Annotated in this window: 7 protein-coding genes and 1 pseudogene; 6 read left to right on the top strand and 2 right to left on the bottom strand. The window is 58.8% G+C overall.

Annotation, left to right across the window (positions count from 1 at the left end):
• The first annotated feature begins 180 nt into the window (after positions 1–180).
• Positions 181–1,374 carry an MFS transporter gene (locus tag ACZ1HA_RS11150; protein WP_472713915.1) on the top strand — a complete coding sequence of 398 codons (1,194 nt, stop codon included), beginning with the start codon at positions 181–183 and terminating at the stop codon, positions 1,372–1,374.
• A gap of 145 nt (positions 1,375–1,519) precedes the next feature.
• Here ACZ1HA_RS11150 and ACZ1HA_RS11145 read toward each other — a convergent pair whose 3' ends face one another.
• Positions 1,520–3,565 carry a putative bifunctional diguanylate cyclase/phosphodiesterase gene (locus ACZ1HA_RS11145; RefSeq protein ID WP_472713914.1) on the bottom strand — a complete coding sequence of 682 codons (2,046 nt, stop codon included), beginning with the start codon at positions 3,563–3,565 and terminating at the stop codon, positions 1,520–1,522.
• A 379-nt stretch (positions 3,566–3,944) separates the two neighbouring features.
• Here ACZ1HA_RS11145 and ACZ1HA_RS11140 point away from each other — a divergent pair, with 379 nt between their 5' ends.
• From ACZ1HA_RS11140 to ACZ1HA_RS11120, 5 genes and pseudogenes are all read left to right on the top strand, one after another.
• Positions 3,945–6,020, top strand: coding sequence for a hydantoinase/oxoprolinase family protein (locus ACZ1HA_RS11140; RefSeq protein WP_472713913.1), 2,076 nt, complete (start codon positions 3,945–3,947; stop codon positions 6,018–6,020).
• A pseudogene (locus ACZ1HA_RS11135) lies at positions 6,017–7,674 on the top strand (hydantoinase B/oxoprolinase family protein). The gene ACZ1HA_RS11140 and the pseudogene ACZ1HA_RS11135 overlap by 4 nt, the downstream one beginning before the upstream one ends.
• Complete coding sequence (locus ACZ1HA_RS11130; protein WP_472713912.1) at positions 7,671–8,753, top strand: pyridoxal phosphate-dependent aminotransferase; 1,083 nt, start codon at positions 7,671–7,673, stop codon at positions 8,751–8,753. The pseudogene ACZ1HA_RS11135 and the gene ACZ1HA_RS11130 overlap by 4 nt, the downstream one beginning before the upstream one ends.
• Positions 8,750–9,517, top strand: coding sequence for a maleate cis-trans isomerase family protein (locus tag ACZ1HA_RS11125; protein WP_472713911.1), 768 nt, complete (start codon positions 8,750–8,752; stop codon positions 9,515–9,517). The genes ACZ1HA_RS11130 and ACZ1HA_RS11125 overlap by 4 nt, the downstream gene beginning before the upstream one ends.
• Before the next feature lie 12 nt (positions 9,518–9,529).
• Positions 9,530–10,492, top strand: coding sequence for a D-2-hydroxyacid dehydrogenase (locus tag ACZ1HA_RS11120; RefSeq protein ID WP_472713910.1), 963 nt, complete (start codon positions 9,530–9,532; stop codon positions 10,490–10,492).
• A 29-nt stretch (positions 10,493–10,521) separates the two neighbouring features.
• On the opposite strand, the gene ACZ1HA_RS11115 is transcribed toward ACZ1HA_RS11120, so the two are convergent.
• Positions 10,522–13,494 (bottom strand): response regulator, encoded by a 2,973-nt coding sequence (locus ACZ1HA_RS11115; RefSeq protein WP_472713909.1) that lies wholly within the window; start codon positions 13,492–13,494, stop codon positions 10,522–10,524.
• Positions 13,495–13,856: the final 362 nt, after the last annotated feature.

Genomic DNA, 13,856 nt, shown 5'->3' with positions numbered 1-13,856 from the left:
CCTTTGTCTTGCATTGCCGCGTAGCATGCCGTCATTTTGCGGCCATGCAAAGTCCCCGCTGCGGTTTGAAAACATGCGTGGGGAAAACTCCGAAAAGGCATGGTACGGCGATGTATTCGATCAGATGCGACTTCAGAGGTGTGCGGGTTTCCTGTGCCGGCACCAAAGGGTGGAATTCTCATGACTGAGACAGTGTCTGTGGATCGGCGGGACCGGGTTCCGCTCTGGCGGGACGGAATGTGGCGGGCGGTTGTCGCGGCATTCACCTTCAACGGGTTGTTGTTCGGGGTCTGGGCATCGCGGGTGCCTGCTTTCAAGGAAGGATTTGACCTTGAGCCGGGTACGCTCGGGCTGCTGCTGCTGGCGCTTGCCGGCGGCGCGATTGTTTCCTTTCCGCTGGCGGGCGCACTATCCGAAAAGTGGGGCGCCGACCGGCTCACAATACGCTGTGCGGTGGTTTACGGGCCGGCGCTGATTGCGCTGGGCCTCGCGCCGGGTCCCGTCGCTCTGGCGTTGCTGCTGTTTCTGTTCGGTGCAAGCCACGGCTCGATGGACGTGGCGATGAATGGTTGGGGCGCACGGGTTGAGGACCGCCTGCAACGCAGTACGATGTCCGTATTCCATGCGGCATTCAGCCTCGGCGCAGGCTTGGGGGCTGCAAGCGGTTATGCAGCAGTCAGTGCCGGTTTTGGTGTTTTGCCTCACTTTGCTGCAATCGTAATGCCATTCGGTATCCTGGCGCTGTGCTTTATGGTACCTGCCGCTGATCAGGAAACGGCCGTTGCCTCTGACGCGTCATCGGCTCCGTTGCTCGCGTTGCCGCGGGGGCCACTTTTGCTGGTTGGCCTGATTGCCTTGTCGGCATCCATGGGCGAGGGCGCGATCGCCGACTGGGGAGCGGTGTTTCTGAGGATCGCTGTTCAGGCGACAGAAGCGCAGGCAGCGCTGGGATATGCTGTTTTCAGTGTGACGATGGTGCTTGTGCGGCTTTCAGGCGGGTACCTGACCGAACGTTTTGGCCCGGTTCTTACGACACGGGCCAGTGCTGTTTCCGCGCTGACCGGATTGCTTTTGTCTGTCTTCGGAGGCTCTTTGGAGATCGTTCTGGTGGGGTATGGGCTGATCGGGGCTGGATATGCCGTCGTTATGCCCCTGGTATTTTCCAGGGCCGCACGGGACGCCGAGATGCCATCGGGCCCGGCTATCGCTTCCGTGGCAACACTTGGCTACGGAGGCATGCTGCTCGGACCGCCGCTTATCGGCTTCGTCGCCGAACTGACCGGACTTCGGATGTCGTTTTTGCTGCTGGCCGCGCTGGCAGTGATGGCGTTTTATCTGGCCTCCTGTCTCGGAGTGGCGCGGAACCGCGTTTGACGAACACGAGTGAAGCGCTGAGGGAAATGTGGGCATTGCAAGCCAAAGGGCCGTCTTGTGACCAGAATTGCGATTGCGGGAACCACCAGCCCCCTGCGTGTCATATCGTCATTGAATGATGTGTTGGCACAAAAGGGCGCATAGGTCAGGAAGCCGCGTCGAGGTCGTCTGGCCTGACGATTTTCTGAATGTCATCCAGGCTCAATGGCTTGCCAAAATAATAACCCTGAACAAAAGTGCAGTTTTCCGACCTCAGAAAGCTGAGTTCGTTGGCCTGCTCAACACCTTCCGCAAGAACCGGAATTTTCAGGGCATCGCCCAGCAGCAGGGTGGACCGGACGATTGCGGCGCGCTGGTGATCCGTGTGAACATCCTGCACGAAACTCCGGTCGATTTTGATTTTGTCGAACGGAAATGCCTGCAGTGTCGCCAGGGAAGAGTATCCCGTCCCAAAATCGTCCATAGCGATGCGGACACCCATCTTCTTGATTTTGTGCATCACATCTATGGTCAGTTCCTGGTCCTCGATGATGCTGGCTTCGGTGACTTCCAGTTCAAGCCGTTCCGGCGGAAGACGGCTCTCCATCAGAATGTCGGAGAGATGTTCCAGAAAAGTGGGTTGCACAAGTTGCTGAGGTGCCACGTTGACTGCGACACTGAAAGGTTTTGCCCAGCCAGCAGCTTCGTGGCAGGCCGTTCGCAGCACCCAGAGACCAATGTCCCGGATCAGGCCGGTCTCTTCGGCAAGTGGAATGAACTCTACAGGAGAAATACGCCCTTTTTCCGGATGGTTCCACCTGATCAGCACCTCGAAGCCAATCGGAGCCAGTGAGGAGAGGTCGTTCTGCAGCTGGTAAACAAGCTCGAACTGACCACGGGAGGCGGCCTGCCGGAGATCGCTGATCATCTGAAGGCGGTCGCGGCTCTGTTCGTCCATGTCAGGGTTGTAAAAGCACAGCAGTCTGTCTGCCTCCACTTTTGCTCTGTACATGGCGAGGTCTGACTTCTGCTTCAGTTCACCAAAATCACGACCGTCCTCCAGCGTTGTTGCTGCGCCAAAGGATGCCCTGACCACGGCCGATAACGTATCGAGTTCCACCGGTTTGATGATCTGACTGTTCAGACGTTCGGCGAAGGCTTCTACATCGTCTGTCGAATCTATGCCGGATTTAAGTGCAACGAACTCATCCCCACCAGTGCGGGCAACGAACTCGTTCTCCCCACATGCTGCCTGCAGGCGCAACGCGACTTCGCGCAGGACCTTGTCGCCGGTTGAGTGGCCGTGCAGATCGTTGATCTCTTTGAACAGATCAAGATCAATGGTCATTACCACCGCATTCAGGTCAGGGTTCTTCTCGAGTGAGCGCTCAATTTTTTCAGATGTTCGGTTCAGATTCAGCCTGTTGGGCAGCCCGGTAAGGTGATCGTGATGGGCGGTATGCTCCATTTGCTCCAGTGACTCGCGCTCAAGGTTGACCTCGATACTGATGGCCGCAAAACCGACAACCAGAATAATCGCGGTCACCGCGGAAATCAGCAGGGCCAGTACGCCGTCGGGCAGAACCTGTTCAGGCACCATAATCAGCGGGCTGAGTTCCAGCGAAAAAGCACTCATGCCAGTGAAATGCATCGAGCAGATCGACAGAACCATTAGCACAGACCCGCCAATCCAGCAGAACCGGGTCACTGGGAATACCATCCGGTGATAGGCCGCAGCACCCAGTACCGTTCCAAGCAGGACCGAGACCAGAACGGTATTGCTGTTCCAGACCAGTTCACCCGGTAAGAGGTAGGCTGACATGCCGATGTAGTGCATTGTGGAAACGGTAAGGCCAAAAAGGCAGCCTGACAGCAGCCATCTGAATGGACCTGCCATATATGCAAGCGGGATGTTTGAAATCATCATGCCGGCAACAGCCACCGCCAGCGACAGTGCGGTCAGAAAGGGTTCATACCCGTGTTCAAATCCGGGCTCGTAAGCGAGCATGGCAATAAAGTGGGTGGACCAGATGGTTGCACCGGCAATCAGGCTGCCAAGCGCAAGCTGCACCTGTTTACGGCGACCGGTTGATCCCAGTATCCGCCGCGAAATCAGAACGGACAGGCACGAGCCAATAACACAGACTAAGGCTGCTGCGACCACCAGCCAGTGGTCGTGTTCATGCGTCAGACATTCGATTACCCGGTACAAGGACTTTCCCCGCGTGCCATTCCGGGCGATGGTATGCGCGCAAATCGGTAAACGTGGCCTTTAAATGGTCCGCAGATTTTCCGGACATTTTTCAACGTTTTGACCAGTTGATCAGAAGTATTTCCAACTGCTGCAGAAAGCGTTTTTTCTTTCTGTCTTGACAGGAAAGCTTCCCACGCTGCTAACTCAGAGCAGGTGAGGGGGCGCATATTGTGCACATACAGGTGAAAATTTCCTGTCCGGGGTCCACCGGAACCAACCGACGCGATACGGGCTGCGACCTGGTCGTCTGACGGGAGAAACAGACGCGCGCAGCGCGCCTTTGGTTCTCCTTTGACTTTTCCGGTACATCACAATGAATTCCAGACCCGGATTGCGTATGGCAATCGATATTGGCGGGACGTTCACAGACACGGTTCTTATGGATGAAGCGATGCGTCTGTGCGCGTCCTGCAAAGTGCCCACAACGCCTGCAAACCCGGTAGAGGGGGCCGTGCAAGGCGCGCTGGCGGCACTTGAGCAGTCAGGTGCGGACTGGTCCGGCATCACCGCATTCATCCATGGAACCACGCTTGCCACTAATGCACTGATCGAGAAGCGGGGCGCTGTTGTCGCAACTGTGACGACGGCTGGTTTCAGAGACATTCTCGAAATTGCGTACGAGCGCCGATACAGCCAATACGCCATCGACATCGAAAAACCAGACCTGCTGGTTGCGCGCCACCGCGCGTTTACCATCGGCGGCAGGATGACCGCGTCGGGCGAAGAACTGAAACCGCTGGACGAGGCAGCAGTACCCGAACTGGCCGCCCGGATCAGGGCATCAGGCGCCGGTGCCGTTGCGGTCTGTTTGCTGCATGCCTACGCGAACCCTGAACATGAACAGCGCCTCGCTGAACTTCTGGAACAGCATCTGCCCGACATTTCCGTGTCACTCAGTCACGAGGTCAGTCCGGAAGCCCGGGAGTTCGACAGATTGTGCACAACGGTAGCGAATGCGTCTGTGCGCCCTCTGATGGCTGGGTATCTGGCTGCTTTCGAAGCGGAGTTTTCGGCTCTTGGCCTGCAGTGCCCGATCCTGATGATGACAGCGGGTGGTGGGATGACAACTCTTGAGACGGCCTCCCGTCTTCCTGTCCGTCTGGTGGAATCCGGCCCTGCAGGGGGCGCCATTCTGGCAGCCCGCATTGCCGCAGAAACAGGGGAGACGGACGTGTTATCGTTCGATATGGGCGGCACAACGGCAAAGCTCTGTCTGATCGACAGAGGCCGCCCGCAGATGGCGCGACGCTTCGAGATCGCCCGGGCGGCACGGTTTATCCGCGGATCCGGAATGCCTGTGCGCATCCCCGTCATTGAAATGATCGAGATCGGAGCGGGCGGTGGTTCTGTTGCAGCGGTTGACGGGTTGGGCAGGGTCACGGTGGGACCGGAAAGTGCGGGGTCCGATCCGGGCCCGGCCGGTTTCGGGCGGGGCGGTTCGCACCCGACTGTGACAGATGCAGATATCCTGCAGGGCTATATTGACCCGGTGACATTTGCCGAAGGGCGGCTGACGGTTGAGCCTGACCTGTCATCCGATGCGCTTGACATGCACGTTGGCCAGCCCCTGGGCTGCCCGGCCGAAAGCGCCGCGACAGCGGTCAGTGAAATCGTCGATGAAGCAATGGCGGGCGCGGGACGTATGCACGCCGTTGAATCGGGCAAGGACCTCAGTTCGCGGCTGATGATTGCGTTTGGTGGCAACGGTCCGCTTCATGCCAGCCGTGTTGCCCGCAGGGCAGGTGTCAGGCGCATTCTGATCCCGCGTGACCCCGGTGTCGGGTCCGCTGTCGGTTTCCTGTTTGCACCTGTTTCATTCGAGATTATCCGCTCGCAGTACGCCCGGCTGGACACAATTGACCTGGCTGCGGTCAACGCCTTGTTCGACGACATGCTGACCGAGGCGATCAGCATCGTGCGTGCGGGTGCGCCGGAAGGGGAAATCGTCCAGCGCCGTGTGGCGTACATGCGATACCAGGGGCAGGGGCATGAAATTGAGGTGGAGCTCGGTACGTCGCCATTGCAGGCAAGCGATCTGGACCGTATCAGGCAGGCTTTTGATGACGAGTATCGCCGCCAGTTCGGGCGGACGGTACCGGGCATGACCATAGAGATACTGAACTGGGGGCTGACCGTTTCTGCGGGCAACGCTCCACCGCCGGAAAGGGCTGACGACGCCCCCGAAAGTCAGTGCACGCCAAAAGGGCAGCGTCGGATCTGGTGCAATGTGTCCCGTACCTGGGCAGAGGCGGGCGTCTATGACCGCGTGGCGCTGCCGGCGGGCAGCAGAATTGACGGCCCCGCGCTGATCACGGAGGCGCAAACCACAACGTTCGTGAGTGCAGATTTCAGTGCCTGCACGGATACTTCCGGCAACATCTGGATGACGGCAAAGGAAGAGAGGTCCCCATGACGCACCCCGCGACAACCCATCAGGTGATGTGGAACCGTCTGCTCGCGATTGTCGAAGAACAGGGACAGGCCCTCATCCGTGCCGCCTTCAGCCCGATCGTCCGGGAGTGCGGGGATATTTCTGCGGGCATTTTCGACGCGGAGGGCCGGATGCTCGCCCAGGCGGTGACCGGCACGCCGGGGCATATCAATACCATGGCAGCGGCTGTGCAGACCCTGCGCGCGCATTTCGGAACCGCCCAGATGAAGCCCGGGGACATTTTCCTGACCAATGATCCCTGGATCGCGTCCGGGCATCTGAATGATTTTCTGCTGATGATGCCCGTCTTTCACGGCGGGTGTATCGTGGGCTTCACGGCCTGTACGTCCCATCTCGTTGACCTCGGCGGGCTTGGAATGGGGCCGGAAGGATCAGATGTCTTTGACGAGGGGCTGCTGATCCCTCCCTGCAGGCTGGTCAGTGAAGGCAGGATCAATGAGCTGCTGATGGACATCATACGGGCGAACTCGCGAGAGCCGGTTGCGAATGAAGGAGACATCTACGCGCTGATTGCCTGCTGTGAGGCGGGTGCGGATCGTCTCGCAGGCATGATGACGGAATTCGGGCTGGAGAATCTGGAGGGCCTGTCGGATTACATCCTGCAGACTTCGGAAAAAGCCACGCTGGAGGCTATCCGTAAACTGCCCGAAGGCACCTGGCAGAGTGAACTGACATGTGATGGATACCGGTCCGACATCCGTCTCTGCGCGCGCCTCACCGTTTCTCGGGAGGGCATCCACGTCGATTTTTCGGGCACAGATGGTTGCATCGACAAGGGGGTCAACGTGCCGCTGAACTACGCAACGGCCTACACCGTTTTTGCGCTGCGCTGCCTGATAGGCCCCGACATTCCCAACAATGCGGGCTCGCTCGGGCCGTTCCGGGTCAGTGCGCCGGAAGGGTGCATCCTGAATGCCAGACCGCCTGCTCCGGTGGCCATGCGGCATACGCTGGGACAGATGACCCCGGATCTTGTCTATGGCTGCCTTTCGCAGGTTATGCCTGACGCGGTCCCTGCCGAAGGCGCGTCCTGCATGTACGACCTGCCGTTGCGCCACACTGCTGATGCTGCGGCTGACCCTGAACGTCATTTTGCACTGGAGCTGGTTTTCAACGGGGGCACCGGCGCGCGGCCGTCGCTTGATGGTCTGTCCGCAACGGCGTTCCCCAGCGGTGTCTGGGGCAGTCAGATAGAGACGACCGAAGCTGCGGCACCTGTCCTGTTTCACCGTCGGGAACTGCGGTGCGATTCCGGTGGCGCGGGCGAGAGACGGGGCGGGCTTGGACAGCGCATTGAACTCAGCCCGGCGGGGGAGGACGCATTTCTGGTCTTTCTTTCGGTTGAACGGATGCGCAACGCTGCGAAAGGCCGGAAGGGGGCCTTGAAGGCGCCCGCGGACGCATCCGGCGGGTGGCGCCGGGTGGCACTGCAGAAAATCTGCCCGGCAAGGGTACATTCCGGATCAATCCGGGTGAAACACTCATTTTTGAAACGCCGGGCGGTGGCGGGTTCGGATCTCCCGGCGATCGCAGCGAGGATGCGTTGCGCGAAGATGGACGTGCCGGGTTTGTGAGCGCGGAACAGGCCCGCAAAGACTATGGGAGGTCGCTGTGATACAACCGTTAGACCATATCGCGGCCATGTCACCTTATGCACTGGCCGATACGGGCGAGGCCGCGGTCCGGGACCCGGCGCATATGGCGCAGAATGAGAGCCTGCGACCGCCCAGTCCTGCCGCTCTTGACGCGGCCAAACAGGCGCTGCACGCTGGCGCGTTGTACCCGGATCCTGACTGGACTGAGCTGCGAACGGCGCTTGCCAGGCAGCACGGTATTCCGGCACAGAACATCCTGTGCGGCAATGGATCGCTGGACCTGATCGCGGCGCTGGCCCGTGCCTATGCCGGTCCGGGGCGTGCAATACTGGCACCTCAGAACGCATACCCGTTTTTTGCAACAGCGACCCGGATGGCCGGGGCCCGCTTCGATGTGGCCCCGGAAAAGCGCGACGGTGTCTGCGTCGGGACCCTCCTGCGCTGCGTCCGACCGGACACTTCCGTTGTCTTTGTCGCCAACCCGGGCAACCCTACTGGCACAGAAATTCCCGTCGAAGACCTGCAGGCGTTGCGCGCGGGCCTGCCGGACGATGTGCTGCTCGTCATTGACGGCGCCTACGCCGAATTCTCGGAACGGGAAAACGCCGACTGCTGGGAATTCGTGGAAGCGGAAAACTGCGTCGTGCTGCGCACATTCTCAAAGGCATATGGGCTTGCCGGTTTTCGTGTAGGATGGGGCCTATTCCCGACCCACATTGCCCAGCAGGTCCGCAAAGTGCTGAACCCGAACAACCTGTCCTCCGCGGCGCAAAGTGCTGCGGCAGCGGCAGTCCGCGATCAGGCTTACCTCCAGGAAACCTGTCGCCTGACCGCGCGCGCACGTGTTTCCTGGTCTGGCCAGCTGATGGATGCCGGTTTCAATGTCACGCCCGGCAGCACCAATTTCATTGGCCTGTGGTTTCCGGCCCCGGATGCTGCGGAGGATGCGGACCGTTATCTGCGTTCGGCAGGTGTTTTTCTGCGTCGGCAGCAGGGCGCAGGACTGCCACAGCTGCTGCGCTGGACGCTGGCACCTGATGACATGATGCAACGGGGATTTGACGCGTTACTGGAGTGGCAAAGGAAACAGAGATCATGACTGATGTGCGCCGTGGGAAAAGGGTCGGTCTGCTGGTGCCCTTCACCAATACGAACCTTGAACCTGATTTTGCGATGATGGCTCCGCCAGGGCTCACAGTGCATGTGGCGCGCATGGGCGGATATGATGAAGATGAGATCCCGGGCGTTGAACAGATGCAGGGTCTTGGCGCGGCTATACCGCATGAGCCGCTGAAACTGTTGATGGGCGTACGTCCCGACGTTGTAGTTTATGGTTGCACGTCCGCGACGCTGACTCATGGTCCGGATTTCGACAGAAATCTGTCGCGTACCATCAAAGGGATTAGCGGTGCACATACCGTCACGGCGGCTGGTGCGCTTATTGAGGCGTTGCGGGCGCTGGGCGTGAGGCGGGTGGCCTTTGCATCCCCCTATGTGCCTGAAATCAACGCGATGGCCATGCGGTACCTTGTCGACTGTGGCTTCGAAATTTCGGGGCAGGCAGAGGTTGGGGAAAACCTCAGCAATGAAGGCCAGGGTGCGATGTTGCCGCAGGGCGTGTTTGATCTTGGTCTGCGCGCATTCCGACCGGACGCAGAGGCGATTGTTCTTTCCTGCACTGACATGCGCAGTACTGAGGTCATTGCCGCGCTGGAGAAACAAGCGGGTGTTCCGGTCATAACTTCAAACCAGGCGATGATGTTCGGCGTTCTGAAGGCTATCGGGCATCTCGGTGCAATTTCCGGATTTGGCAGGCTGTTGGCGCATGGATTGCGGCAGGGGGCTGCGCCACCGACAAGGTGAAAGGATAAACTGATGACCTTGCGCGTTCTTTTGCATAACAGTGATACAGACCCGCTTGAGGATGCCCTGCGGAAGGCTTTCCCGGATGTATTGGTCACGACCTGTCACAGCTACGCCGCACTGCCCCAAGCGCTCGAAATCGCGAAACCTGATATTGTCTACTCGGTTCGTTTCGCAGGAACTGACGGATACCCCCGCGCGGCGCTCTTTGGCGCGAACGGGCCTGCCTGGGTTTCAAACGGCGGTGCCGGAACAGACCATTTCGGTCACTGGGATCCGGACCGGGTGACGGTCACCAACGCGGCCGGAGTGGCTGCTGATATGATGGCGGAATACATCATGGGTGCCTTTCTGCACCATAATCTTGATGTGCCCGGCCTGATGCAGGACCAGGAACAAAGGGTCTGGCGGCAAAGAACAGTGAAACCGCTGCGGGGCAAAACGCTTGTCATCGTAGGCATGGGGCAGACCGGTCAGGCGCTGGCGGCCCGTGCCAGTGCTTTTGGAATGGTTGTCTGCGGCACCCGCGCGCACCCGCAACCCATGCACAACTGCCAGGAGGTTGTCGCACCGGATGGGCTTCTGTCACTTCTGGCCCGCGCAGACTTCATTGCGGTGTGTACCCCGCTCACAGAAGAAACCAGGGGGTTATTGGGAGAGCGCGCGTTCCGGGCGATCAGGCGCGGCGCTTTTCTTGCAAATGTGTCGCGCGGTGGAGTCGTGGACGAACGGGCACTCTTTGCTGCCCTGCAGGACGGCCGCCTTGCCGGCGCAGCACTGGACGTGTTTGAGACGGAGCCGTTGCCTGCAGATGATCCACTTTGGAATGCGCCTGGCGTGATCATATCGCCGCACTGCTCATCGGTTTACGACGGATGGGAAATGGCGTCCTTTACGATGTTCCTGGAGAACCTGAACCGATGGGCACAGGGACAGACGCTGCACAATATCGTTGACCCGCGCCGCGGTTACTGACCGAAACCGCACATACAAGGCACATATATTCACCTTCGCCGCGGCAGGTCATTCACCCAGGCAAGCAGGTCTGCTTCGCGCACAGGTTTGCGCAACCATTCATCCGCTCCGAGGTCGCGTGCGGTGCGCAACGGTGAATACCCACCGTCGATTTCGGTGCCCCCTGAGATCGCCAGCAAGGGGACAGGCGGGCGAGCGTCGCGCTTGTCCGACGTTGTTCGTTTCACCCGTGAAATCAGTGTCAGGCTGCCCCGGAATTTTTTCGAGTTTTCCTGGGACAGGAGCATGTCCAGAATGATCCCGTCAAATCGGTCCTCTGAACTCAGAGCTATCGCGTCTTCACCGTTCGCAGCCACGGTCACTTCGTGCCCCTGTTGTTCCAGTGTGTCCAGCATTTCGAGGCGCAGCGCGGTGTTGTCCTCAACGATCAGAATGCGCCGGTTGTCTTTCTGTGTACTTCGGCGCTCTGTCGTGGCCTCATGAAGGACAGCAGCCAGCTGGCCGAATTCCACCGGTTTGGTCAGAACGGGGACATCGGAGAAATCAGTCAGCCATTCAAAGTTTTCCGCGTAACCGGTCAGAAAAACAAACGGTATCCCTTTTTCCCGCAAGCGATCAGCGACCTGCTGACTTGTTTCTGTTCCCAGATTGACGTCGAGGACTGCGGCATCAATACGTTCGCTTTCCAGAATTTCCACAGCTTTGGCAATTCGCGGGGCAAAGGACACGATCGGGACGCCGGCTTCCGCAAGCGCAAATCTGATTTCCGCGCCGATCAGCGGATTGTCTTCGACGATCAGGACGTGATCGAACGTTCTGGGGAGTGACGTTGCGGGTTTTTCCGGAACCGTCGTACGGATGATGGTCTCTTTCCGGATGTCCCGCTCCGGGATCGCGCCCGGCAACACGAGGTTCATGGTGACCCCGCCGGGGTGGTTTTCAATAATGGTCTGTCCGTCCAGCCTGTCATTTACTGCCTGCTGGATCAGGAACTGACCGAACCCGGTAGTCGCCACATCATCAACCCGAGGGCCGCCGATTTCGGTCCAGTTCAGGTGCAGCTTGGTTCCCCGCTGGAACCAGGAGACGCTGACCTGTCCTTCGGGGACGCTGAGTGCACCGTGCCGCGCCGCGTTCGTGACCATTTCGTGCATCACGAGGACGAATACCGTGGCAGTGTCCTTGTCGAGAAAAACGTCGCGACCATCCAGCTGATACTGATGCGCCGGATGTGGGGCAAATTCTGTTTCAACAACATCGGTCACAGGCAGAATGCCGCGATCCGTCTTCGTCAGCAGATCATGTGCTCTTGCAAGGGCCAGAACACGGTTTTCCAGTGCCTGCGCATATTGGGGCAACGACGAGGGAACCCGGGAGGTCTGACGGATAAGAGACTGTATGAGCGACAGAATATTGCGAACACGGTGGTTGAGTTCATGAATGACAAGCTGAAAGTTGTTTTCCCGCTCAAGACGCTCTCTGCGGATATCGACCGACCTGCCAATACAGGTTTGCAGGGCTTCCGCGATCACAACGTCCTCCGGCTCCCATGCGCGGCTGTGGCCGGCTGACTGTTGTCGGTATTCTTCGAACGAACTGCGCGGCAAAAGCCGGGTTCCGGCATCGTCAGTTTCAGTCGTTTTTTCAGGCGCACCCGCCCATCTCACGGTTTCATTTTCTTCAGTGCGGTAGAGGCGCAGAAAAAGATCATGATCCGGCAGCAGACGGATCCGCATCATGCCAGTCACCGGTTTTTGTGGTTTCCCGGTTCCCGGCGGGGTGAGTTTGCTGCTGCAGGCTATGCCGCCGGACTGTGTGGGGATGAGTTCGGCATCGAAGCCAGCTTCTGTTCCCGGGGCGGGCTGAAGCCCGTATTCCTGACGCTGGGTTCCGGAGCAGATGGACAATCCTTCTACTTTGAGTTCCTTGCAGACGTGGTCAGCGAGCTGCATCCAGTCAGCCTCATCCAGCAGATCGTCCAGCCCGGATTGTTTGCGTTCGCCGAAACCGGCAGTGATCTTCTGGAAATCTGCAAGTTTTATGGCGCGGTCCTGGCTTAGCATATTGCCGACGAATAGCTGTAGAAGCTGGCCCGCGAGTTCGAGGTTGAGCGTCTCTTCTATGCCGTGAAACCGGGGCTTCCTGTGGTGGCAGGAAAACATTCCCCAAAGGGAGCCCTCGTGAATGACAGGCAGCACAAGCGATGAACGAATGCCCATATTGCGCAGATACTGTACGTGGACAGGCGAAGTGCCACGAAACTCAGCAAGGGTCAGATCAGGTCTTTCTGTTGCGCCGGGCATTGAAACAAGTTCTGAGTCAGGTGCGGAAAGATCCGCTATCAGTCGCACGGGTTGTTCCATGCAGATGTTTCGCGCGATCCTGGGTATGTCCTGAGCCGGGAATCTGAGACCAAGAAAACTCTGGATATCCGGTGTCCTGTCTTCGGCAATGACTTCACCCGAGCCGTCTGGCCGGAAACGGTAAAGCATGACGCGATCGTAGTTGATCATGTTGCGCAGATCCCGGACCGTTTTTATGATGCCTTCCGAAAACGGCATATGTTCGTGTTGCCGCGCCATAAGCCATCTCAGACTTTCGAGGCCTTTGGGGTGCGGGGAGGCTGTGCCTTCCGGCGCCGGCGAGGCTTCAAGAACAACGAGATCGCCGGTGCGGTGCACCGCACAGGGGTAGCAACCTCCCGAAAAATTCTGGGGGCCCAGGTACTCTCTCTGCGTTTTGCTGGTTCTCAGCATGAGCGCGTTGCGCAATGCGTGAATGCCATTGTCGTCGAGGATACTGGTTGCAGGTTTTCCGAGGAGATCAGAGGGCGGTACGCCAAGGTATTCGCATGCGTTGGCAGACACGTGGCGCAGTTGTGTGAGATCGGCATCAAAAACGCACATCAACCCGTGTGGCTGCACCGTATTGGGTGTGCGGATCGGCTCTGCTTCGCAGGTCTCCAGCGCCCTTTTTTCTGCGTCTTTTGTCAGTTCAGTCATGTCATTCTTGTCAGAGCGTCCGCAATCAACTCTGACAACCGTAGAGTGTTTCGGTACACTTTGCGATGCTTGTTTACGGTGTGTCTGACGGAGCGCGCACTGCTCGAGCATCAGGCGGCAAACCGTGGAAACCCGGCTGTACTTCCCTGCCTGAACTTAAGTTTATTTTTGTTCCCACCGAGTTGCGGGTACAATGTTCCTGACGACCTTCGAAAAAAGGAACTTATTTCAAAACCGGGCTATGCCAGAGCGTTGCCGCGCGGCGGGGCCGTCGACAAACGGTTTTGCTGCTTTGTCCCGGGCGACGCGGGCTGATCAGTCGTGCCGAAGAAAGAAAAGCTCCTCCGATGATCGAACGGAGG

The sequence above is a fragment of the Roseobacter sp. S87 genome (genome assembly GCF_055693285.1).
This window is presented reverse-complemented; position numbering and strand designations above follow the sequence as displayed.